Annotated in this window: 25 protein-coding genes, 3 tRNA genes and 1 rRNA gene; 21 read left to right on the forward strand and 8 right to left on the reverse strand. The window is 69.9% G+C overall.

Features of this window, described 5'->3' with window-relative positions; genetic code table 11:
* The first annotated feature begins 43 nt into the window (after positions 1-43).
* The 6 genes from CRP55_RS38670 to CRP55_RS38695 all read left to right on the forward strand — a co-directional run bounded on the left by CRP55_RS38670 (position 44) and on the right by CRP55_RS38695 (position 4736).
* Positions 44-883: a DUF8083 family protein gene (locus CRP55_RS38670; protein ID WP_097326963.1), complete on the forward strand. Its 840-nt coding sequence runs from the start codon at positions 44-46 to the stop codon at positions 881-883.
* Positions 884-1165: 282 nt separating this feature from the next.
* Positions 1166-1375, forward strand: coding sequence for a BldC family transcriptional regulator (locus tag CRP55_RS38675; protein WP_014687221.1), 210 nt, complete (start codon positions 1166-1168; stop codon positions 1373-1375).
* 201 nt (positions 1376-1576) lie between these two features.
* Positions 1577-2353: a class I SAM-dependent methyltransferase gene (locus CRP55_RS38680; protein WP_097326964.1), complete on the forward strand. Its 777-nt coding sequence runs from the start codon at positions 1577-1579 to the stop codon at positions 2351-2353.
* Entirely contained in the window at positions 2350-2892 is a 543-nt protein-coding gene (locus CRP55_RS38685) for an RNA 2'-phosphotransferase (protein WP_097326965.1), read from the forward strand. Before CRP55_RS38680 ends, CRP55_RS38685 begins: the two co-directional genes overlap by 4 nt.
* 51 nt (positions 2893-2943) lie before the next feature.
* Positions 2944-3510, forward strand: coding sequence for a hypothetical protein (locus tag CRP55_RS38690; protein WP_097326966.1), 567 nt, complete (start codon positions 2944-2946; stop codon positions 3508-3510).
* Positions 3507-4736, forward strand: coding sequence for a PrsW family intramembrane metalloprotease (locus CRP55_RS38695; RefSeq protein WP_097326967.1), 1230 nt, complete (start codon positions 3507-3509; stop codon positions 4734-4736). The genes CRP55_RS38690 and CRP55_RS38695 overlap by 4 nt, the downstream gene beginning before the upstream one ends.
* On the opposite strand, the gene CRP55_RS38700 is transcribed toward CRP55_RS38695, so the two are convergent.
* A complete protein-coding gene (locus CRP55_RS38700) occupies positions 4733-4981 on the reverse strand; it encodes a hypothetical protein (protein WP_097326968.1) in 249 nt (82 codons plus the stop codon). The genes CRP55_RS38695 and CRP55_RS38700 overlap by 4 nt on opposite strands.
* An 86-nt stretch (positions 4982-5067) precedes the next feature.
* Here CRP55_RS38700 and CRP55_RS38705 point away from each other — a divergent pair, with 86 nt between their 5' ends.
* A complete protein-coding gene (locus CRP55_RS38705) occupies positions 5068-5490 on the forward strand; it encodes a PaaI family thioesterase (RefSeq protein ID WP_097326969.1) in 423 nt (140 codons plus the stop codon).
* A 51-nt stretch (positions 5491-5541) separates the two neighbouring features.
* Positions 5542-5931 (forward strand): hypothetical protein, encoded by a 390-nt coding sequence (locus CRP55_RS38710; RefSeq protein ID WP_097326970.1) that lies wholly within the window; start codon positions 5542-5544, stop codon positions 5929-5931.
* Here the strand turns inward: CRP55_RS38710 and CRP55_RS38715 are convergent.
* Together CRP55_RS38715 and CRP55_RS38720 are read right to left on the reverse strand one after the other, a co-directional pair.
* Complete coding sequence (locus CRP55_RS38715) at positions 5928-6236, reverse strand: hypothetical protein (protein ID WP_097326971.1); 309 nt, start codon at positions 6234-6236, stop codon at positions 5928-5930. The genes CRP55_RS38710 and CRP55_RS38715 overlap by 4 nt on opposite strands.
* A 951-nt stretch (positions 6237-7187) precedes the next feature.
* Positions 7188-7610, reverse strand: coding sequence for a YybH family protein (locus tag CRP55_RS38720; protein ID WP_097326972.1), 423 nt, complete (start codon positions 7608-7610; stop codon positions 7188-7190).
* 88 nt (positions 7611-7698) lie between these two features.
* Between CRP55_RS38720 and CRP55_RS38725 the strand changes: the two genes are divergently transcribed.
* On the forward strand, positions 7699-8067 hold the full coding sequence (locus tag CRP55_RS38725; protein ID WP_097326973.1) for a YciI family protein: 369 nt from the start codon (positions 7699-7701) through the stop codon (positions 8065-8067).
* Positions 8058-9242, forward strand: a complete 1185-nt coding sequence (locus tag CRP55_RS38730; RefSeq protein WP_097326974.1) for an RNA polymerase sigma factor — start codon at positions 8058-8060, stop codon at positions 9240-9242. The genes CRP55_RS38725 and CRP55_RS38730 overlap by 10 nt, the downstream gene beginning before the upstream one ends.
* Here the strand turns inward: CRP55_RS38730 and CRP55_RS38735 are convergent.
* The 3 genes from CRP55_RS38735 to CRP55_RS38745 all read right to left on the reverse strand — a co-directional run bounded on the left by CRP55_RS38735 (position 9179) and on the right by CRP55_RS38745 (position 11984).
* Positions 9179-9664, reverse strand: coding sequence for a MarR family winged helix-turn-helix transcriptional regulator (locus tag CRP55_RS38735; protein WP_097326975.1), 486 nt, complete (start codon positions 9662-9664; stop codon positions 9179-9181). The genes CRP55_RS38730 and CRP55_RS38735 overlap by 64 nt on opposite strands.
* A gap of 113 nt (positions 9665-9777) precedes the next feature.
* Positions 9778-11097: a cryptochrome/photolyase family protein gene (locus tag CRP55_RS38740; protein ID WP_097326976.1), complete on the reverse strand. Its 1320-nt coding sequence runs from the start codon at positions 11095-11097 to the stop codon at positions 9778-9780.
* Positions 11097-11984: a phytoene/squalene synthase family protein gene (locus CRP55_RS38745; protein WP_097326977.1), complete on the reverse strand. Its 888-nt coding sequence runs from the start codon at positions 11982-11984 to the stop codon at positions 11097-11099. Before CRP55_RS38745 ends, CRP55_RS38740 begins: the two co-directional genes overlap by 1 nt.
* Positions 11985-12048: 64 nt before the next feature.
* Here CRP55_RS38745 and CRP55_RS38750 point away from each other — a divergent pair, with 64 nt between their 5' ends.
* The 8 genes from CRP55_RS38750 to CRP55_RS38785 all read left to right on the forward strand — a co-directional run bounded on the left by CRP55_RS38750 (position 12049) and on the right by CRP55_RS38785 (position 17621).
* Positions 12049-13137: a polyprenyl synthetase family protein gene (locus tag CRP55_RS38750; protein ID WP_097326978.1), complete on the forward strand. Its 1089-nt coding sequence runs from the start codon at positions 12049-12051 to the stop codon at positions 13135-13137.
* 8 nt (positions 13138-13145) lie between these two features.
* On the forward strand, positions 13146-14618 hold the full coding sequence (crtI, locus tag CRP55_RS38755; RefSeq protein WP_097327000.1) for a phytoene desaturase family protein: 1473 nt from the start codon (positions 13146-13148) through the stop codon (positions 14616-14618).
* Positions 14615-15202: an isopentenyl-diphosphate Delta-isomerase gene (gene idi / locus CRP55_RS38760; protein WP_097326979.1), complete on the forward strand. Its 588-nt coding sequence runs from the start codon at positions 14615-14617 to the stop codon at positions 15200-15202. The genes crtI and idi overlap by 4 nt, the downstream gene beginning before the upstream one ends.
* Positions 15192-16088 (forward strand): MerR family transcriptional regulator, encoded by an 897-nt coding sequence (locus CRP55_RS38765; protein WP_097326980.1) that lies wholly within the window; start codon positions 15192-15194, stop codon positions 16086-16088. The genes idi and CRP55_RS38765 overlap by 11 nt, the downstream gene beginning before the upstream one ends.
* A gap of 148 nt (positions 16089-16236) precedes the next feature.
* Positions 16237-16309, forward strand: a tRNA-Glu gene (locus tag CRP55_RS38770).
* Positions 16310-16372: 63 nt separating this feature from the next.
* Positions 16373-16446 (forward strand) — tRNA-Asp (locus CRP55_RS38775).
* Positions 16447-16456: 10 nt separating this feature from the next.
* Positions 16457-16533, forward strand: a tRNA-Phe gene (locus CRP55_RS38780).
* 221 nt (positions 16534-16754) lie between these two features.
* The gene (locus CRP55_RS38785; RefSeq protein ID WP_179855511.1) at positions 16755-17621 is read left to right on the forward strand and encodes a trypsin-like serine peptidase; all 867 of its coding nucleotides are present in this window, start codon (positions 16755-16757) and stop codon (positions 17619-17621) included.
* Here CRP55_RS38785 and CRP55_RS38790 read toward each other — a convergent pair whose 3' ends face one another.
* Positions 17622-18605, reverse strand: coding sequence for a serine hydrolase domain-containing protein (locus CRP55_RS38790; protein WP_097326982.1), 984 nt, complete (start codon positions 18603-18605; stop codon positions 17622-17624). It lies immediately after the preceding gene.
* A gap of 39 nt (positions 18606-18644) precedes the next feature.
* On the opposite strand from CRP55_RS38790, the gene CRP55_RS38795 reads away from it, so the two are divergent.
* Positions 18645-19994, forward strand: a complete 1350-nt coding sequence (locus CRP55_RS38795; protein WP_097326983.1) for a dihydrolipoyl dehydrogenase family protein — start codon at positions 18645-18647, stop codon at positions 19992-19994.
* Here CRP55_RS38795 and CRP55_RS38800 read toward each other — a convergent pair.
* Entirely contained in the window at positions 19974-20798 is an 825-nt protein-coding gene (locus CRP55_RS38800; RefSeq protein WP_097326984.1) for an MEDS domain-containing protein, read from the reverse strand. The genes CRP55_RS38795 and CRP55_RS38800 overlap by 21 nt on opposite strands.
* A gap of 50 nt (positions 20799-20848) precedes the next feature.
* Here CRP55_RS38800 and CRP55_RS38805 point away from each other — a divergent pair, with 50 nt between their 5' ends.
* Both CRP55_RS38805 and CRP55_RS38810 read left to right on the forward strand, forming a co-directional pair.
* On the forward strand, positions 20849-21688 hold the full coding sequence (locus CRP55_RS38805) for a Rieske (2Fe-2S) protein (protein ID WP_097326985.1): 840 nt from the start codon (positions 20849-20851) through the stop codon (positions 21686-21688).
* A gap of 420 nt (positions 21689-22108) precedes the next feature.
* A 16S ribosomal RNA gene (locus CRP55_RS38810) occupies positions 22109-22249 on the forward strand; the annotation flags it as partial.

The following is a 22249-nucleotide window of genomic DNA, read 5'->3' on the forward strand; positions in this document are numbered from 1 at the left end:
CGCGGGAAGTTCCGCTCGGCCGATTTCGTGAAAGACTCGCGCCGTGCCGTCACTGTTCGCGTCGTACCTACGGGTTTACGAGCCGCTGACCGCGTTCGATCGTGACCGTCAGGTTTTCTGGCGGCGCTATGCCCGGGAGGGCCGCGATCTGGGGCCGGTCGACGGTCCGGTCCGGCAGCGTACGGCGGTGCTCGAGGCGCTCGGTGCGGGCTGGACCAGGCTTCCCGACCTGCCCGACGAGGCGTACGTGCTGCAGTGGGGTGATTCCCTGCTGGTCTGCCCCTGGAACCTGCGCTTGCGGGTGGCCGAGGCCGCGCTGAACGCGCGCGACGGCGTGCCCAGCGTGCTGGCCGACGCCTTCGTGCCGCCGGTGCTGGCCGGGCAGGCCAAGGCCATCGTCGAGGACTGGCGCAGCGGGGCCAAGGTGCTGGAGCAGGGTGTGCCGCGCGTGCACGAGCAGATCGCCACCTGGGGTGTGCCGCTGCGCTGGTTCGCCTTCGTCGACCTGGAGGAGCGGGAGTTCTCGCTGACCCCCGAGGGGCGCACGCTGCGCTACCGCACGGAGATCTCGAAGGCCCGCCGGCGGGCCCACCGGGCCGTGGCGGTGCTGCGCAAGTCGCTGGGCGACGCGCCGATCACCGAGGCGGTCGAGGAGGGCACACGCTGGCTGGAGGAGTTCCACCCGCGCTCCATCGTCGAGCTCGACTACGGCGGCCTCGTCAACCTTCTCCCGGATGACGACCTCGCGGCGGACGATTCACCCGGACTGGTGGCAGCCGGACTTTCCGCCCTGTCCCGCGGCGACGCCGACGACGCCTCCGCGGTCTACGAGAAGCTCGTCGAGCGGTGGCGGGCCGTCCAGCTGCTCGAGCGCTGCAACTGAGCTGCGGAAATAGGGACAGACCGGCGGGTTTTGGTGTCCACGGGAGCGCTCCCGAAGTGAATACTCTTCGTAATCAGCGCTAGCCGAAGCGTGATAATCGGACTAAACGAGACACTATCTGGCGTAGAAAACACGCAAAAATCGGGCATGCTTCATCCGTCTATCTGGGGACGTTCGTCCGTTCGGCCCATGTCGGACATCGGGGACTAGCCGGACCATGAGAGACGCACCGGCCGGCGGGACCCCGGCCGATGTTCGTAGGTACCTGTGGAGGAGTGACCGATGGCATCGCGTACGCACGATCCTGAGCCGCTACTAACGCCGGCAGAGGTGGCGTCGATGTTCCGTGTCGACCCGAAGACCGTCACCCGGTGGGCGAAGGCCGGCAAGCTGAGTGCGATCCGCACTCTGGGCGGCCACCGTCGTTACCGGGAGTCGGAGGTTCGCGCCCTGCTGCAGGGGCAGATTCCCACGCAGCGTCAGGGCGACTGAACCGACCTCAGTCGGTACGAAAGATCGTTGTAAGGGGCGACGTCGGGGAAGGCGATCGCCCCTTCTTCGTTTCTCGAGTTTCTTGATCAGCTTCTCTTGCTGGATGAAACGAGAGAGTACGTCTGCCGTGACGGCCCCGGCCGGACGTATTTCCCCCGAACCGAGTTGCCCCCGGGCGGATATGCGCCAAGGGTTGGCACCATGGAACAACCACCGATCGGCGACGTCTTCGGCGAGATGATCCGGGACGCGTACGCGGTACACACCGGAGTCGGGCCCCGCCCCCTGGCCGGCGGCCGCGTGCCCCGCCCGGTGATCGAGGTGATCGAGCGCGACGACGGCCTCATCAACGGCGCCCCGGCCGATCACTATCTGGCCGAGCCCGCCGATTGGCAGCCGCACGACCACCGCGCCCTGCGACTCTGCCGCGGCCACGTTCTCGACATCGGGGTCGGAGCCGGCCGTACGGCGGTGGAGCTCCAGAAACGCGGCATGGCGGTGACCGGGCTGGACACCTCACCGGGCGCCATCGAGATCGCCCGCCGCCGGGGACTGCGCGACACCGTGCTCAACACGGTCGACGCCTACGCCTCGGCCAGCGTCCGCTACGACACGTTCCTGCTGCTCGGCAACAACCTCGGCCTGCTCGAGGGTCCCGAACGCGCGCCGGTCTTCCTGGACGCGCTGGCCCGGCTGGCCAACCCCGGGGCGCGGCTCATCGCGCAGGGCACCGACCCGTACGGCACCACCGACCCGGTGCACGTCTCCTACCACCGGCGGAACCGGGAGCGGGGGCGGCTCGGCGGCCAGTTGCGGCTCCGGCTGCGCTACCGGCTGCTGGCCACCGAGTGGTTCGACTATCTGAACTGCTCGGTCGAGGAGCTGGAGGCGCTCATCCAGGGCACGGCGTGGCGGCTGAAGGCGGTCGACGACGGCGACCGGCCCTACTACACCGCGGTCCTGGAGCTGGCCGGATGAGTATCAGTCGCCGCATCGCCTTTCTGCTGCGGCACCGGCCCGAGACGGCGGGCCTCACCCTGGACGCGAACGGCTGGGTGCCGGTCGGTGACCTGCTGGCGGCGCTGCCGATCGGCCGGGCCGAGCTGGACGAGATCGTCGCGAACGACGAGAAGTCCCGGTACGCGATCGAGCGCCGCGCCGACGGCTCGGAGTGGATCCGGGCCAACCAGGGGCACTCGCGCCGGGTCGCCGTCGACCTGGGGCTGGCGTCCGCGTCGCCGCCGGCGGTGCTGTTCCACGGCACACCCGGCCGCAACCGGGCGTCCATCCTGCGCGACGGGTTGCGCCCGGGCAGCCGTCATCACGTACACCTGTCCGTGGATGTGCCGACGGCGCTGGTCGTCGGCCGCCGGCGCTCGGCCGACGTGCTGGTCTTCCGGGTGGCCGCGGGCCCGATGGCCGCGGCCGGGCACGTCTTCCATCGCAGCGAGAACGGTGTCTGGCTGACCGATGCCGTGCCGCCGGAGTACCTCCTGCTAGAACCGACAAATCCGTAATATCCCTGACTCCACAGTGGTCAACTCCTTACCGCCCGTTAGCGTTGGTCCATGGGGAGGATCACCCGGCGTGAGCTGATCAATCTCGTCGGTGCCGTGGGGGTCGTCGCCACCCTCGGCGGGCTCGCCTACGGGCTGCCCGCCCTCGACCGGTCACTGCCGTCACAGCGCGCGGTCAGCTCCGCCGAGCCGTACCAGGTCGGCGCCGGAGTCAGCGTGGTGCCGCCGCCGGGAGCCACGATCGACGTCACCGAGACCAGGCCCGGCGAGAACGAGGGAACGGTCCTCTTCCGGCTCGGGCCGGTGCGATATGCGATCGCCGTACGGCCCTTCCGGGGCGATCTCGACGCCGCCGCCTCCGGCTTGCGTGAGCGGATCACCAACACCGCCGGTTACCAGGTGACCGGCGCTCAGCTCGCGGTCAGCACGGGCGGCGGGCTGGCCGGCGTCCAGGGTGGATATACGGCGCCCGGGCGCGGCGGGCGCTACGCCGTCTTCGTCGCCGACGGGCTCACCATCGAGGTCACCATCAGCGGGAACGACCTAGACCTCGGGCGCACGCTGCCGCAGATCGAGGCGAGCACGCGGACCCTGCGCCACGACGGGAAGGGCCGGTGACGGCTTCGATCGTGCGGCCGGCGAGCGGCCGGATCCGCCTGTCGGTGCCCGCCTTCGGGATCGTGCTGGTCCTGCTCGGTATCGGCACGGCGCGGATGACATCGCTGGCCGGGGAGTTCGTGACCGCGTACCCCAAAGCGACCTTGACCTCGGTGTTGCTCTTCGCTCTGCTGGCCGTGCCGTTCTGGCTCTTCGTGGCCGAGCTCGACTTCCTCGAGCGCGAGCCGGTCCGGCTGCGGCTGATCGCGTTCGCGTGGGGCGGTCTGGTCGCCACGACCGTGTCGATCCCGGGCGGCGCGGCGCTGGAGAACCTGATCGCGAAGCTCGGCTCGCCGCACCTCGCGGCCGACTGGGGAGCGGCGATCGCCGGCCCGACGGTCGAGGAGATCGCCAAGACTCTCGGCGTGGTGGCGATCGTGCTCATCGCCCGGTCCCAGGTCAACAGCGTGCTCGACGGCGTGGTCTACGGCGCGATGGTCGGACTCGGCTTTCAGATCGCCGAGGACATCGTCTTCGCGGTGGGCGCCGTCGCGCTGGCCGGGCAGGGTGATCAGATTCAGCCGGTGATCACGACGTTCCTGCTGCGCGGATTTCTCTCCGGCGTCTGGAGCCACACCCTCTTCGGCGCGCTGGCCGGGGCCGGTGTCGGCTATTTGGTCGTACGCCGTGACCCCGTTCGCGCCATTCTGGCCGTTCTCGGAGCCTGGGCCGCCCACGTGCTCTGGAATTCGCCTCTGCTCACCGACGGTCTCGGCAACGGAGTCCTGGCGTTGCTGGGCGTGATCCTGCTCAAGGGGCTGCCCCCACTGCTGCTGATTCTGCTGCTGGTGAGACGACTGCACGACCGCGAGGCCGACTACTACGCTTCGCGGCTCGCCACGCTGCGTGATCCCGAGCTGATCACCGCGGGCGAGCTCTTCGCTCTGCGGTCCGGCGCTCGACGAGCGGCGGCCCGCCGGCAGGCGCCAGGACAAGCCAAAGCCTCGGTACGCCGACTACAGCGCGCCCAGGCGCGGCTGGGTGTCGAGCTGAGCCGCGCCTCGACGACCGGAATCGGACACTGGTCCTCGGTGATCCGGTCGGAGCGGGCCGTGCTGAAAGGCCTGGGCCACCCGGAGGCGATCGCGGAACCCACGTCGTGGCGGCACACGGCGTCGACCGTGCTCACGACGGTGGTGGCGATCGCCGTCCTCTGGGTGGCCCTGTCCGCGCTGGGTGGGGCCTAGGGAGTGGGCGGAAGGCCGCCGTCGCCGTCCACCACCACGTCGGGGGTGCCGTCCTCGTCCAGGTCGACCATGGTGATGTCGACCTTGCCGTCGCCGTCCGTGTCGAACTGGTAGAGATCGGGCTTGCCGTCGCCGTCGGTGTCGGACACCCACACGTCGGTCTTGCCGTCGCCGTTCGCGTCCTGCGCGATCAGGTCGACGCGGTCGGTGCCGCGCGTCTCGACGGTCTCCTGCGGCTCGGTCATGCGGTTCTCCCCTTGATTGGCTGCCAACGAGACTAGGGCTCACGTCACAGGTCCGCGAGCCCGGTCACACCGGTACCGTGGATCGAATGGATATTGCTGCCGACAGCGTGCAGGACCTCCTCTCCGCCACCGGTGGCGGCGGGACCCTCGGCACGCGGATGGGCATCCAGCTCAGTGAGGCGTCGGCCGAGCGGGTCGTCGGCACCATGCCGGTCGAGGGCAACACCCAGCCGTACGGCCTGCTGCACGGCGGCGCCTCCTGCGTGCTGGCCGAGACGCTGGGCTCGGTGGGCGCGGTCATGCACGGCCAGAGCGTCGACCGGCCGTTCGCCGTGGGCGTCGACATCAACGCCACCCACCACAAGTCGGCCCGCTCGGGAGTCGTCACCGGCGTCGCCACGCCCGTGCATCGCGGCCGCACGATGGCGACGTACGAAATCGTCATCACCGACGAGAGCGGCGAGCGGGTCTGCACCGCCCGCATCACCTGCCTGCTGCGCGGAGCCTGAAATTTCTGTGTCAGCAGGCGAACCTTGACCGATCCACGTACCTTTTCTCACGTGACCGAGGTTCCACAGCACGCCTTCGACGACGCGGCGCTCGTGCTCCAGCGTGCGCTGACCGGCGACAGTGATGCAGTGGTCGGCACGTTCGACGCCGTCGTCGACCGCGACGGCATCGTCGGCGCCTACGACGTGGCGTGGTGCCTGGCCGCCACGATGGTCGGCCAGATCCCCTCCGGGGGCGCCTGGACGCTCGACTTCCCCGGCATCGACGACGCGCGGTACGACAAGCGCTGGGTGGCCCGCTTCGTCAGCGCCTACGTCAACGGCGACATCCCGACCGGCGAGGCCCTGTTCGGCGCGGCCATCGCCGACGGCCAGCTGCCCGACTGCCTGCTGGCCCTGGCCGGCTCGACGGTGGCCACGCTGCGCCACCGGGCCGCCTAATGCCCCTTGAGATATAAGGCCTTCGCGTACTGGGCGGCGGCGGCCTCGTTGTACATCGAAGCCTGCCCCATGTAGTACTCCTGGTCGGCCCACGCGGCCTGCGCCTGCGCCGTGCCCTTCCAGCGGATGCTCGCGTCGACGTCGGACAGCCCCCGCGCCCGGAACTGCTTGCGCATGGCCATCCGCCCCGACCGGAACTTCTCCTGAGCCTCCTCGGCCAGCCGCATGGCCTCGAACGCCTTCTCGCTCAGCGCCTCGGCCATGGTCCAGGCCGCCTGCTCCGCCGCATTGGTGAAAGTCAGCACCGCGTTCCTCCTCGAACCGCTGCCACCGATCTGGACACACTCTCGTCGACCGCGCGGCACCCCATCAAGGCCCGGACCCCAGCCCGAATAAGCGCGAAATGCCCACCCCAAACCCTCAACCACCCCGCCCGGCGACCGATTCTGAACCTTCGCGGAAAGAGGAATCACGGAGGAGACCCCGGCGGGCAGGGCTGGTGCCCGTCATTCTCAGGGCCTCCTCACCCCGGTGCCCGCGGCTTCCCCCTGGCCGCGGGCACCGTTCTTTTCAGAGCGTCCCCACGGCCGCCTGCACCTTCTTCGCCAACGGCGCTCGACGTCGCCGGAGACCCGCACTGTCCTTCTCCAAGGCCCTGGATGTACTCGCTGCGCCGACCGCGGTCGACGGAGCCCTGTTCATCCGCTTCGTCGCCGCCAGGCAGATCACCGGATGCGCGGGAGACATACCCGTTGGGCCGCCCGAGCAGATCGTTCGGATCGGTGTCCTCGGTCTGGGTGACGACGCGGCTGAGCCGGCGCTGCTCCCGCAGCCGGCCGCGATCAGCAGCGGCCCGTTCGGCCGCCGGGGCACATCCGGACGGCAAGGAAGCTCCGGGCAAACCCTCAACCGGCCCGGGTCTCGACCGATTCTGAACCTTCGCGGAAAGAGGGATCACCGAGGAGGTCGAGAGGAACCCCCGCACGGGCAGGGCTGGTGCCCGTGATCCTCGAAACCTCCTCACCCCGGTGCCCGCGGCCTCCCCCTGGCCGCGGGCACCGCCTTTTGGGGTGGCAAGGGCTGTACCTAGTCGCGAGTCAGCCTGGAACAGATGCGTCGCGGCGAAGGCATCCCGACCGACGTGGATGGGTTGGCACGAGAACTCGGCATCGACGACTGACAGAGATCATGCCGACGACGATGCCGAGCTCAACGCGTACTACGAGTTGTATCGCCTGGTCGGGCGCGCGCGTGGGTTACGGCTCGAGGTCGATGGCGGCTCTCATTTCCGCGTCCATGTGGAAGGGGACCGACTCGTGTTCGTGGGTTACCAGCCAGCGGCCGTCGATGCGGCGCAGGCCCAAGGTGACGCGGTACCAGAGGGTGAAGGGCTCGGTGCTGCCCTTCGGGGTGGCCGTCATCGAGTCGATGCTCGTGGCGAAGGCCACGTCGCCGTCGGTGGTGATTTCCAACTGGGTGACCTCGCGGCGGGGTGGGGCCTCGAACGTCGCCAGCCACTGCTCGGTCGGTGCCGGGTCGGTCGTGTCGACCCTCGAGCTCAGTGGTGGCGCCAGGCTGAACTCGACCACCTCGGGGGCCGAGTAGGCCAGCATGGCTTTGACGTCGCCCGACTGGAGCAGGGCGGCTCGGCGCTCGATGACTTCGCGGATCTCTTGCATGTCGGCCTCCTCGGTAGATGAAATCTCGTGGGGACGTCGAAGCCGTGGCGGTGGCTTCGACATCCTGGACGAGAGAAGGAGATGAGCGATGAAATATCTGATCCTGATTCAGTCGAACCCGCGCAGCCTGGCCGTCTGGGACAAGATGTCCGACGATGACCGGACCGCTTTCGGCAAGGGGCATCTCAGCCTGAACGCGGAGATGCAGGAGGCCGGGGTCCATGTCGCCTCCGAAGGGCTGGCCGATCCGTCGCTGGCCAAGTGGGTCTCCGTGCGCGGCGGCGAGACGATCGTCTCGGACGGGCCGTACGCCGAGGTCAAGGAGCATCTGGCCGGCTTTTATCTGATCGATGTGGCCGGCATGGAGGAGGCCACCGCCTGGGCCGCCAAGGTGCCCGACGCCGCCAACACCGAGGTCGAGGTGCGGCCGATCCTCGACATGAGCGAATGGGATTAGAGGGCGTTCTGCGCACTGCCGCGCCTCAGGTGCTGGGCGCGGTGGTGCGGCGCTACGGCGACTTCGACGCTTGTGAGGACGCCGTGCAGGAGGCTCTTCTCGCCGCGGCGCGGCAATGGCCGGCCGAGGGGGTTCCCGATGACCCTCGGGCCTGGCTCATCCGGGTGGCGTCGCGGCGCCGCATCGAGACTTTGCGCAGTGAACAGGCTCGGCGTCGGCGTGAGGCGCTGCCTCCCGATCCCCTTCCGGTGGTACGGGGTGACGACGAGCTCACGCTTCTCCTGCTCTGCTGCCACCCGGAGCTGACGCCCTCGTCGCAGATCGCGCTCACCCTGCGGGCGGTCGGCGGGCTCACCACGGCCGAGATCGCGCGTGCCCTGCTGATACCGGAGAGCACGGTCGGTCAGCGGATCAGCCGGGCGAAACGGCGCATCAAACAGACCGGTGCCCGGTTCGTCGGTGGCAGTCCTGACGCCGTACGCCAAGTGCTGTATCTGATTTTCAACGAGGGGCACACCGCGAGCGCCGGCCCGAGGTTGCAGCGCGTCGAGCTCAGCACCGAGGCGATCCGTCTGACGCGGCAGCTGCACGCACGGCTGCCGGACGACGGCGAGGTGACCGGTCTGCTCGCGTTGATGCTGCTCACCGACGCCCGCCGGCCGGCCCGGACCCGTGACGACGGCGCTCTCGTGCCGCTGGCCGAGCAGGATCGCGGGAAGTGGGACCGCGCGGCGATCGGCGAGGGCATCGGCCTGATCACCGCGGCGTTGCGGGAGGCCGCGGTCGGACCGTTCCAGGTGCAGGCCGCCATCGCCGCCGTCCACGCCGAGGCGGCCCGGGCCGAGGACACCGACTGGCCGCAGATCCTGCAGCTCTACCGCCTGCTCGACGTGCTGGCGCCCGGCCCCATGGTCACCTTGAACCGGATCGTGGCCTTGGCCGAGGTGGACGGGCCGCTTCTGGCCCTGCGCGCGCTGGCGGACGTCTCGCTGGATCATCACCGGGTGGCGGCGGTCCGCGCGCACCTGCTGGAGATGGCCGGTGATCTCGTGGGCGCCGAGGCCGCGTACGGGGAAGCCGCTCGCCGGACCTTGAGCCTGCCCGAACGGCGCTATCTGGAGTCGCGGGCCTTGCGCTTGCGGATCGACGACCGTGGTGGCGAGGCCCGCATGTGATCGCGGACGCGGGTCATGATGTCGCCCAGCTCGGCCGTGTCCTGCTCGGTCAGCGGCGAGAACAGCATCCGCGAGACGATCTCCACGTGGCCGGGCAGGACGCGCTGGACCCGTTCCAGGCCGTCCGGGGTGATCGTGACCAGCGTCGCCCGTTCGTCGTCGGGTGACGGCTCCCGGGTGATGAGCCCGGCCTTCTCCAGCAGCCCGGCCTGATAGGTGAGCCCGCTGCGGCTGTAGACGACGCCGTCGGCCAGTTCGGTCATCGAGAGCCGGCCGGCGTCGGCGAGCCGGGCCAGCAACTCGAACTGGATCAGGCTCAGGTCGCCCTCGGCCCGCAGTTGCTGCTCGACGGCGTGCTGGAGCAGGTTGACCGCCTCGCTGAGCGCGAAGTACGTCCCGAGCTGGTGCGGTGCGAGAGGCATGAAAAGAGGCTACGGCGGTAAGAAGGGCGGGGCCCGCCGGCCTTGACGTTATGACGGACGCAACCGGGCCGGCGGGCTCCGCTTTTACCCGCCCGGGCGTACCGGGCGGGGGTTCACGGCCGTAGCCAGACCGCCTCGTCCCGGTGCGACTCGAGCGGCCCTGGATAGTCGAGGCCGCGGCGCACGTCCGCCGGCAGCCGCCACGGCTGGTGGACCGCCACGCCCTCGATTCCCTTGAGCTCCGGTACGTAGCGACGAACGTACACGCCCGACGGGTCGAAACGCTCCGCTTGGCGGATCGGATTGAAACGCCGGTAGGGCCGGGTGTCGTTGCCGGTGCCCGCCACCCACTGCCAATTGCCCGAATTGTTGGGTACGTCGCCGTCGAGCAGCCAGCGGAAGAACCACTGCACTCCCGGCCGCCAGTCGATGCCGAGATGTTTGGTCAGGAAGGCCGCGGTGATCAGCCGGGCCCGGTTGTGCATCCATCCCTCCGCCTGGAGCTGGCGCATCCCGGCGTCCACGATCGGCACGCCGGTGAGGCCATCCTTCCAGTGCTGGAGGGCGTCCGAATCATCCCGCCAAGATGAGTCAGCGGCCGGGCGCATCGGTTTCACCGAGATCTGCGGGAAGGCCAGCGCGACCTGGTAGTAGAAGTCGCGCCAGCACAGCTGCCGGACGTACGGCTCGTTCTCGCGCGCGGCGTTGGCCAGCTCGAGGGGCGACAGACATCCGAAGCGCAGGTACGGGCTGAGCCGGCTCGTCCCGTCGGCCGGCATGTCGTCGTGCAGGTCGGCGTACGGCTCCAGATGGCGCAACCATGTGGAAAACCGCTTCCGGGCCTCGGTCTCTCCACCCTCGGCGGCGTCCGGCGACTCGCCGTCGGGCAGCGATGGCAGACGGCCGACCGCAACACCCTGCGGCAGTGTGATTTTTGAAGGCGCCGCCACCTCGTCGCGCCACTGGGCCGCCCGCCAGACGCGGAAGTACGGGGAGAAGACGCGGTACGACTGGCCGCCGCCGCCCGGGCGCAGCGATCCCGGGTCGACCACGGTCAGGCCGGGGAACAGCCGCAGGGCGATCCGGTGCCGTTCGCACTCGCGGCGCAGCCGATCCTCGCGCCGCCGGGCGTAGCCGCTGACGTCGGCGGCCATCCCGATGCCCTCGGCGCCGACCGAGCGCGCCACCTCGATCGCCTCGGCCACCGGGTCGCCCATCCGGATCACCAGGTCGCCGCCGAGGGCGCGCAGCGTCTTGCGCAGGTCGGCCAGGGCCTGGTGCAGGAAGCGGGTCCGGTTCGGCGAGAGTTTTCCGAGGGCCGGATCGAGCACGTAGAGCGGCACGACCTGTTCGGCGTTGGCGCACGCGGCGGCGAGGGCGGGGTTGTCGTGCACCCGCAGGTCGCGGGTGAACAGGACGACGGCTGTGCGCATCAGGCCGCCAGGTGCACGGGGGTGCCGGGGCGGGTGAGCAGGCTCCGCACCGCGACGGCGGCCCGGCGCCGGTTGGGGACGGTGGCCCGGCCCGAGAAGACGTCGTAGCCGGCCGCCTCGATCTCGTTCAGGATGCCGCCATAGAGGGCGAACGCCGTGCGCATGCAGGCCTGCGAGGCCGGTTCCAGCATCGGGATGCCGGGCGCGGCCGCCGCGTAGTGCTCCCGGGCGCGCGCGATCTCGTACTCGATGAGCGCTCTGATCGCCGGGGTTGACTGGCGTTTTTCCAGCGTGCGGCGGGTGACGCCGAACTCGGAGAGGTGCGACTCGGGCAGATAGACGCGGCCGCGGTCGAGGTCCTCGGCGACGTCGCGGATGAAGTTGGTCAGCTGGAAGGCGAAGCCGAGCTGGCGGGCCGGCTCGCGGGCGGCGACCGGATCCTTCGATCCGAGGATCGGCAGCATCATCGTGCCGATCACGGCGGCCGAGCCCTCCATGTAGTCGAGCAGGTCGTCGTAGGTCTCGTACGAGGTGACCGTGAGATCCATCGCCATGCAGCGCAGGAACGTCGCGAAGTCGTCGACGTCGAGATCGAAGACGGCGATGGTGTGCAGCACGGCGGGCAGCAGGGGGTCGTCGACCTGCTCACCGCGCAGGCCGGCCACGAACAGATCGGACCATTCGGTCAGCAGGGCGGCCCGCTCGACCGGCGGCAGGTCCTCGGTGCGGTCGACGATCTCGTCCGCGTACCGGGTGAAGCCGTAGAGGGCGTGCACGTGGCGCCGCTTCCATGAGGGGAGGAGCTGGGTCGCCAGGTAGTAGGTGCGGCCGTGCCTTTTGTGTAGTTCGCGGCATCGCTCATACGACGCAGCCAGATCAAGATCCACGTTTTCTCCTACTAAATCGACGCACGAATCGACGCAACCCTGAGGCTAGGGTACGGTAAATCTCGTGGCCAACGACACGCTCGAGGGAAACAGGCACCGCGGGATACCCCGCCAGGGCGCCACCCCCCACTCGCTCATCCACGCGATTCAGGGCACGCTGGCCGATTTTCTGGCCGCGCAGACCGCCTCGCTCGACTCGATCGACCCGGAGCTCGGCGGCTTCGCCCGCACGGCTCGCGACCTGGTGCTCGCCGGCGGCAAGCGGCTGCGCCCGGTCTTCGCCTACTGGGGCTGGCGCGGCGCCGTCGGAGAGGACGAGCCGATCGAGCCCGTGCTCCCGGCGTTCGCGGCGCTCGAGCTCATGCACACGTTCGCGCTGGTGCACGACGACGTGATGGACGAGTCGGACACCCGGCGCGGCCACCCGACCGCGCACCGCATCTTCGGCCGCCGCAACGGGGAGCGCTTCGGTTCCTCCGCCGCGATCCTGGTCGGCGACCTCTGCCTGGTCTGGGCCGACCAACTGCTGGCCCGGGCCCGGGCGCCGCAGGGTGTCCGGTCCGTCTACGACCGGATGCGCGTCGAAGCGATCGCCGGGCAATACCTCGACGTCCTCGGCGAGGCCGAGCCGGAGTCGTGGTCGGTCGAGCGCGCGCTGCTCGTGGCCCGGCACAAGACCGCCAGCTACACGATTCAGCGGCCCCTGCAATTCGGCCTCGCTCTCTCCGGGCTCGCCCACCCCGAGATCGATCTCGCATATGGACAGTACGGACTCGCCGTCGGTGAGGCGTTCCAGCTGCGCGACGACCTGCTCGGTGTCTACGGCGACCCCTCGGTCACCGGCAAGCCCGCCGGTGACGATCTGCGGTCGGGCAAGCCGACAGCCCTGCTGATGCTGGCCCGCCGCCTCGCCTCTCCCGCACAGCGAGAGGCCCTCGACACCGCCGGAGCCGTCAACCCCGCCGACGGCTCCGGCGGCCTACTTGAAAAGGCCCAAGTGATAACCGACACCGGCGCCCCGGCCCGTCTCGAGGCGATGATCCAGGAACGGGTGGCCGACGGCATCGCCGCGCTGGCCGGCGCTCCCCTGCACGAGGACGCGCGTGCCGCCCTCATCGAGCTTGCGGTGCGGGCTACGCACCGACCGGCATGATGTCCACCATGCGAACCGTCACGGGCCCCACCGAGCGGGTGGTCATCGTCGGCGCCGGCCTGGCCGGCCTGGCCTGCGCTCTCCATCTGGCCGCGGCCGGCCGCCAGGTCACTGTCGTCGAGCGCGAGTCGGTGCCGGGCGGCCGGGCCGGGCGGCTGAGCCTTCAGGGGTACGAGTTCGACACCGGCCCGACCGTGCTGACCATGCCCGAGCTGATCGAGGAACCCCTCGCGGCCGTGGGCGAGAAGCTGTCGGACTGGCTCGAGCTGACCCCGATCGACCCCGCCTACCGGGCCTATTACCCGGACGGGTCCACGTTGGACGTCAAGACCGACACGGTCCGGATGGCGGCCGAGATCTCCCGTGTCTGCGGTCCCCGCGAGGCCGACGGCTACCTGCGGTTCGTCGACTTCGCGCGGCAGCTGTGGAAACTCGAGCGCGATCACTTCATCGACCGCAACCTCGACACCCCGGTCGACCTGGTCAACCTCAACCTGCTGAAGCTGCTCGGCCTCGGCGGTTTCCGCCGGCTCCAGCCGAAGATCAATCAGTACTTCCGTGACCCCCGTACTCAAAGAATCTTCTCTTTCCAGGCGATGTACGCCGGGTTGGCGCCCCAGGACGCGCTGGCCATCTACGCGGTGATCGCCTATCTCGACTCGGTCGCCGGCGTGTACTTCCCCAAGGGCGGCATGCACGCCGTCCCCAAGGCGCTGGCCGGCGCGGCTGAGAAACACGGCGTGGAGTTCCGGTACGACACGACGGTCACCCAGGTCACCACGGCGCACGGCCGGGCCGACGGAGTGATCACGGCCGACGGTGAGCGCATCCCGGCCGACGTGGTCGTCCTCAACCCCGACCTGCCGATCGCCCAGCGCGACCTCCTCCCGCCGCGGCGGCAGCGCAACCTCAAATACTCGCCCTCCTGCGTCGTGCTGCACATCGGGTCGAACCGGTCGTACAGCAAGATCGCCCACCACAACATCCACTTCGGACACCAGTGGCGCGGCACCTTCGACGAGGTGATCAACAAGGGGCTCCTGATGAGCGACCCCTCGCTGCTGGTGACCAACCCCACGCACACCGATCCGACGGTGGCGCCGGACGGCAAGCAGACCTACTACGTGCTCGCCCCCGCACCCAACCTCGAGGCCGGCCCGATGAACTGGCGCGGCGACCTCGCCCAGCGGTACGCGTCGTCGCTGGTCACGACGCTGGAGCAGCGCGGCTACATCGGCTTCGGCGACGGCATCGAGGTGCAGCGGATCATCACGCCGGCCGACTGGCTCGACCAGGGCATGGCCGCGGGCACCCCGTTCGCGGCGGCGCACACGTTCGCCCAGACCGGGCCGTTCCGGCCGTCCAACCTGCATCCGACGCTGCCGAACGTGGTCTTCACGGGCTCGGGCACGCAGCCGGGCGTGGGCGTGCCGATGGTCCTGATCTCGGGGAAGCTGGCAGCCGGGAGGATCACGTCGTGACGGCGCGTGAGTCGCATCTTGTCGAGCTGGTCGACGCCGAGGGCGAGGTGCTCGGATCGACCACGGTCGAACAGGCGCACCGGGCGCCGGGGCAGCTGCACCGGGCGTTCTCGGTGTTCCTGCGCGACGACTCCGGCCGGGTGCTGCTCCAGCAGCGGGCGGCGGTGAAGACGCGCTTCCCGCTCCGGTGGGCCAACACCTGCTGCGGGCATCCCGGGCCCGGCGAGGACCTCGCCGTCGCTGCGGGCCGGCGGCTCGGCGAGGAACTGGGCCTGCCGCCCGTGCCGATGGTCGAGGTGGGTGTGTACGCGTACTACGCGGAGGACCCGGCCACCGGGCGCGTCGAGTACGAGTACGACCACGTGCTGCTGGGTGACCTGCCGGCCGGTGCCCGGCCGGCGCCCGATCCGTCCGAGGTCTCCGATCTGCGGTGGGTCGACGTCACGGCACTGCTCGACGAGCTGGGTGGCGACTCACGGGCGTACGCACCCTGGCTCGCGGGAGTGACCAACCGCCTGGCCGAGCATCTCTCCCTGTCGCCTTCGCTGTCCCCATCGCCGCCGGAGCGGTCGGGTGGCCATTGAGGGACTGACCGCCGGTGCCGTCGCCCGTCGTCTGGGCGTGGCGGTCACGACCTTGAGAACCTGGCATCAGCGGTACGGCTTGGGGCCGAGCTCCCACGTGCCCGGGCACCATCGGCGGTACACCGAGCAGGACCTGGACCGCCTGAGGGTCATGCAGCAGCTGACCGCCCAGGGCGTGGCCCCGGCCGAGGCCGCCGCGTGGGCGGTCTCGGCCGCCTCGGCTCCGCCCGCACCCTCGCACCGTGACGGTGGCGGGCAGGCGATCCCCCTGGGCGCGGCGTCACCGGCCGCGCGCGGCCTGGCCCGGGCCGCCATGCGCCTGGACGCGCCCGCGATGCGCGACATCCTCGAGGTCGCCATCGCCCAGGACGGGGTGGTCGAAGCCTGGAACCACGTCGCCATGCCGGTCCTGATCGGCATCGGCGAACGCTACGAGGCCACCCGCCGCTTCGTGGAGGTCGAACACCTGATCTCCCGGACCGTCACCGAGGTGCTCGGGGCGGTGCCCCGCCCACCCGCCGCGGACCAGCCGCCGCGGATCCTGCTCGCCGCGGCCGACGAGGAACAGCACACGCTCCCGCTGGAAGCTCTGGCGGCGGCCCTGGCCGAGGTCGGCGTACCCAGCCGCCTGCTGGGCCCCCGCGTGCCCATGGACGCCCTGGCCGACGCGATCGCCCGCACCGGGCCCACAGTGGTCGTGCTGTGGTCGCAGACCCCCAGCACCGGCGACCCCGATCAGCTGCTCCGGGTGCTGCATTCCGCGCACCCGCCGCTGCTCACCGTGGCCGCCGGCCCCGGCTGGCCCCACGAGCTGCCGGCCGGAGTGGCCCAGCTCACTGACCTCACTTCAGCCGTGGAAACCCTCACGGCCGCCGCCAATGCCTGAGTTCCAGCAGCTCACAGCCATGCCGACCCCCAACGGGATACCGGTTTGGAGCCCGGGCCGTCGATCACGTATGCTTTCCAAGCCTCAAGCGGGGCCCGGTTGGGGTCTACGCCGCTAAGCATTGCGAACGTGCAATACTGGCGGAGTTGCCCTCATCGTCTAGTGGCCCAGGACGCCGCCCTTTCAAGGCGGTAGCACGGGTTCGAATCCCGTTGGGGGCACTGGTAAGTCGGCAGTGTAAGGTATGCCGAGGCACCAGCCGGTAGGAAAGAAGTACAGAGCAAGGTCCTGTGGAGCAGTTGGAGTGCTCGCCGCCCTGTCAAGGCGGAGGTCGCGGGTTCAAGTCCCGTCAGGACCGCAACACCCAAGGCCAGGTAGCTCAGTTGGTACGAGCGTCCGACTGAAAATCGGAAGGTCGGCGGTTCGACCCCGCCCCTGGCCACCAGGCCTCTCGCCGGGCTCTGAGCACCGTCCACCTGCGGAAACGCACGGTGGACGTTTTGCTTTCCGGGCTGGTCCGCATCTTGCTGCGGACAGGGCATGACATACGGACCCGGTGTTCGGACTCGGCCTGGCGAATCCGAGATCTTCCCGCCCGATGAGCGCAGCCTCGTCGCGAACACGCTCCGGATACCGTTCCGGTTCGTCTGTTGCCTGGCCTGGGAAGTGGCGGATCCCCGCAACACCGACCGGCTCGCCGTCCGGGGATCGGGCACGCTGATCGGGGAACGCCACGTGCTGACCTGCGCCCACAACGTTCTCGACGACTACTCGAACCGCAGTGCGCTGCCCATGCGGTACATCTGGTCGACGAACATGCAGGTCGCACCCGCCCGCAACGACCGGGACCTGCTCGGTCACGCTTCCACGGTCCGGACGGCCCGGGTCTCGCCCCTGTGGCGGGCCGCGGCGAACCGGCAGGCGGCCAACGGCAACACGCAGCGTGTGTTCGGGCCTGCCGAGGGCGACTTCGCCCTCCTGACGCTGGACACGCCGCTGGGTCTGAGATTTCCGCCGGTGGTCACGATGCAGCTGCCGGCCCCTCCGCTGGGCTGGTGGGGCCATCCTCGTTTCGGCGGCAACACGCGCATCAGGGCCTATGACGCGGACCTGCTCCGCCGGCTGCGGAGACAGAACGTCATGGTCAACCACGCGGGCTATCCGATCGACAAGTGCCGGGACCGCCCGGCGCGCGGGCCGGCCACCCCGGCTCAGCTCGCCGCCTGCACAGGGCACATTCCCGACATGCCGGAGTGGCTGGATCGCGGATCGACGCAGTGGCTCTCCACGGGCCGGTTGCTCGACCCGGCGCGGATGACCTTCGATCTGGACACGGCTCACGGGCAGAGCGGCGGTCCGGTGTGGCTGAACTGGCAGGGTTTCCGCAATCTCGTCGCCGTCTTCACCGGCGGGTCCCCGCGCGACACCGCGCCCTTCGACATCGTCGCCAACCAGGGGGTTCGCCTCACCGAGCCGATCCTGCGGCAGCTGCGGACGTGGATGCGGGCGGACGGCGCCGAGCCGGGATTCTGATCAGAGGTTCCGCAGGGCCTCTTCGATGCGGTCGACCGCGGCGAAGTCGCCCAAGCGGCGGGTGACGTAGCCGATGGCCAGGTCGCGGGCGGGGTCGTACCAGCCGGCCGAGCCGCCGGTGCCGCCGTGACCCCAGCTGCCGTCGGGCTCGAACTGGACGCCGTAGCCCCAGGTCACCTCTTCGCCGATGAACCTGTCGGGGCCCGTGTACTGAGGGACGGGAAGGCTCGCGGCGCAAGGGCCGGCGTAGAAGCGCGCGACGGCGGTCGCCGTGGTGTGCAGGTTGACCGCCGGGATCGTCGCCTGCCGCCAAAGCGGACTGTTGACCACTTCCACGTCGAAGGCGCCCGGCGGGTTGGCGAGCATCGGCGAGCGCGCCAGCGTCGCCTCGCGCCACGACGGCGACGAATATTCGAGCTCGGCGCAGCGGCCGAGTTCCTCCGTCGTCAGGGCGTAGAGCAGGTCAGGACCGATTTCTTCCCGTACGAATCGAGCGGGCGACCGGCCATCGACGCGGCGCACCAATGCGCCGAGCAGATGGCCGTACGTCAGCGCGTGCTCCCCGGCCACCGATCCCGGTTCCCAGGCCGGTGCGGCCGCGGCCAGATCGGCGCAGAGCAGATCCCAATCCGCCCAGGCCGACGCCGGGCGTGGCACCGGGAACGACGCCAGTCCCGCGGTGTGGCAGAGCACCTGCCGTACGGAAACCGCTGCTTGAAAAGACGGCCAGTAAGCGGACATCGGTTTGTCCAGGTCGATGCCGAGCAGCAGGACCGCCGCCGCGATGACCGGCTTCCCGGTCGAATAGACATTGACCAGAGTGTCCGTCGTCCAAGGCTGCGTGCGCGCCGTGTCGCGCCAGCCCTCAGAGATCTCGACGACGGGTTCGCCCTGCTGAAGAACGGTCAAAGCGGACCCGTCTCGGGGGTCGGTGGCGAAGGCCGTGGCGACGGCCTCGAAACCTGGTGCGATCAAGCCCTCCATCCGGGGCACGGTAACGGGCGCAGATGCTTAGGTGGAGCCATGGGCGAGATTGAGGTCGACGTTGTCGTCATGGGTCTGGGTGTCGGCGGCGAGGAAGCCGCCGGTCGTCTGGCCGCGGCCGGTCTGAACGTCGTAGGGGTGGAGAACACACTGGTCGGCGGCGAGTGCCCGTACTGGGGATGTGTGCCGACCAAGATGATGGTGCGGGCGGGGTCGGCGATCGCCGAGGCGTGGCGCATTCCGGGGCTGGCCGGCGTCGCGACCGTCACCCCCGACTGGGAGCCGGTCGCGAAACGCATCCGCGAGGCCGCCACCGACGACTGGAACGACAAGGTCGCGGTCGATCGCTTCACCGGCAAGGGCGGGCATTTCGTGCGCGGCACGGCCGAGGCCGTCGGACCGAACAAAGTCCAGGTCAACGACCAGGTGTACGTGGCCACGCGCGGCATCGTGATCGCCACCGGCACCTCGGCCGTGATCCCGCCGATCGACGGGCTGGCCGGTACGCCGTACTGGACGAATCGCGACGTTGTCGAGCTCGAGGTGCTGCCGTCGACGCTCCTGGTGCTCGGCGGCGGCGCCATCGGCGTCGAGCTGGCGCAGGTGCTGGCCCGGTTCGGCGTCCAGGTCACGATCATCGAGGGGAGCTCGCGGCTGCTCGCCATGGAGGAGCCGGAGTCGTCCGAGGTGGCGGCGACGGCGCTGGCCGCGGACGGCGTGACGATCCGCGCCGGCGTCCACGCGACCAAGGTCTCCTACGAAGAGGGCTTCACCGTCTCGCTCGACGACGGCTCGACCCTCACGGGGGAGAAACTGCTGGTGGCGACCGGCCGGGCGGCGCGGCTGGCCGGCCTCGAAGCGCTCGGCGTCGACACGTCGGCGCGCTTCGTGAAAACCGACGAATGGCTGCGCGCCGGCGACAAGGTCTGGGCGGTCGGCGACGTCACCGGCAACGGCGCCTTCACCCACATGGCGATGTACGAGGCCGACATCGCGGTCCGCGACATCCTCGGCCAGGGCGGCCCGGCCGCCGACTACCGCGCCAAGCCGCGGGTCACCTTCATCGACCCGGAGATCGGGGCGGTGGGTCTCACCGAGAAGCAGGCCCGCGACGCCGGCCTGGACGTGCGGGTGGGCTACGTGCCGCTGTCGTCGACGACGCGCGGCTTCATCCACGGCCCGGGCAACGACGGCTTCATCAAGCTCGTCGCGGCCGGCGGCGTGCTCGTCGGCGCGACCACGGCCGGTCCGGCGGGCGGCGAGATGATCGGCGCGCTCTCGGTGGCCGTGCACGCGTCGGTGCCGGTGTCCACACTGCACAGCACCATCTGGGCCTACCCGACGTTCCACCGTGGAATCGGGTCGGCGCTAGAGGGACTTCTCCAGTAGCCGCAGATTCGGTACGCCGTGCGCCCCGGCCAGCCGGAGCGCACGGCCGGTCCGGCGGTCGCTGACCACGATCATGTGCCGGTTGCGGGGCAGGCCGGAGGCGGCCCGCACGATCACCGCGGCCGCGTCGTCGTCCAGGGACCGCAGGTGACCGAGGTTGAGGTGCACGTCCGGGTCCAGGCGCACGGCCTCGGCCAGCGCGTCCCGCAGGGCGCCGGCCCCGCCGCCGTCGAGCTCGCCGGCGACCCGCACGCCCGGCGGAACGTGCTGGCGGCAGATCCGCAGCGTCGCGTCCTCGTGGTAGACCGTGGCGGTCACCGTTCTCGGGTGCGTGCGGGACGCGTACGCCAAAGTGACCGAATCGAACGCTTCCCGGTCGTATTCGCAGATGGCGGTGATGCCACTGTCGGCGAAGAGCTTGGCGACCTCGTTCTCGAAGACGAGCAGCTGCTCGGCACCGGCCTGAGGGCGGGCGGCCCAGCACATGTCGAGGGTGACCCGCAGACCGCGCGGGGATCGGTCCCGCTCCGCCGCGAGCCGCCGCACCATGATCGACGCGTCCGGTGAGGCGCCGCTGGACCAGAGATCACCGGCCGGCCGGATCTCCTCCTCGGCCGGAACGCCGCGAAGTCGCAGATCGTGGTGAAGAGCGTCCACGCTCAGCGCGTCGGTGAAGCACAAAATCCGCTCACCCTGCTGGATGCCGGCGGTGACGAAAGCGGCGAGCAGATCGAGCCGTTCCTCCGTCTCGCTGAAGGTCAGGCAAGCGTGATCACCCGACTCGAGCCTGTCCACCGCCGTCATGAATGGCTGTTACCCCGTTTCACCCGTCATCTATCGGGAACCGCCATCACATGCAGATCCTCAACCGGCTCGAAGAGACCCGCTCCCTCGATCCCGTGGTGGAGAAGCTGCAGGCTGCCGTGAGCGCCGCGGTCAAGCCGCAGCGGCTCCGCGACCTGCTGCACGGCACCTGGCTGGGGCACGCCCTGCACCCGGTGCTGGTGCAGGTGCCGGTGGGCGCGTTCATCTCGTCCGGGATCCTCGATCTCCTGCCCGGCACCCGGCGGGCGGCCAACACGCTGGTCTTCGTCGGGGTGGCGGGCGCGGCGCCGGCGATCGCGGCGGGCTGGGTCGACTGGTCTCAGATGACGAAAGACCGGCAGCGCCTGGGCCTCGTGCACGCGTCGGCCAACGCCATCGCGGTCAGCCTCTACGCGGCCTCGCTGGTCGCCCGCCTGCGCGGACGGTCGGGGCGGGCGCTGAGCTTCGCCGGTCTGTCGGTGGCCGGGCTGGGTGCCTATCTCGGGGGTCATTTGTCGTACGCCCGTGGGGCGGGCGTGAATCAGGCGGCGCCGGCGCTGGCGCGGATCCCCACCGAGCCCACGGTCGTCGGATCGCTCGCGTCGATGCCGGAGGGGAAGCCGTTCGTACGGAACGTCGAGGACGTGCCCGTGCTCTTCTACCGTCTGGGCGACCGGGTGACGGCGATGATCGAGGCCTGTGGGCACGAGACGGGGCCGCTCGGTGAGGGCGACGTCGTGGGTTCGGGGACGGACGCGTGTGTGGTCTGCCCCTGGCACGGGAGTGTCTTCCGGCTTACCGACGGTGGTGTCGTGCACGGTCCGGCCGCCAGTGATCAGCCGCTGCTGCGGGTCCAGGTGGCCGACGGCGTCGTCTCGGTGTCCGTTTAGCTGCGCTGACCTGCGCATACGTGAGACAGTGGTACCCAGTTTGGCGGCCCGGGAACGAGCCTGTAATGTTTTGCGAGCCGGCAGGGAAACGGGCGAGGCAAGCGGAGCGATTCGCTTGACGGCCGTCCTGCCAAATCCTTCGAACTGCGGATCGCAGCGATGCTGCGCGCTTCAGGACGGGGAGGCACTAGGGCAGATCGGCACCAACCGGGAGATACCGGTTGACACGGCCGGGACGACCTAGTAAAGTTGAGCGAGTGCCCCGGGGCGGTTAACCGGGTAGCGGTTGTTCTTTGAGAACTCAACAGGGTGCTTGATAAGCCAGTGCCAATTAAGTAATACCCCGGCCGGCGTCTTTGGATGTCGGTGGGAGATTCCTTTGGCAACACTTATGTTGCCGGGACATTTTTTCCACAAGTTTTGTTGGAGAGTTTGATCCTGGCTCAGGACGAACGCTGGCGGCGTGCTTAACACATGCAAGTCGAGCGGAAAGGCCCTTCGGGGTACTCGAGCGGCGAACGGGTGAGTAACACGTGAGTAACCTGCCCTGGACTTTGGGAT

Source organism: Paractinoplanes atraurantiacus (assembly GCF_900215205.1).
In the GTDB taxonomy this organism is placed as follows: domain Bacteria; phylum Actinomycetota; class Actinomycetes; order Mycobacteriales; family Micromonosporaceae; genus Actinoplanes; species Actinoplanes atraurantiacus.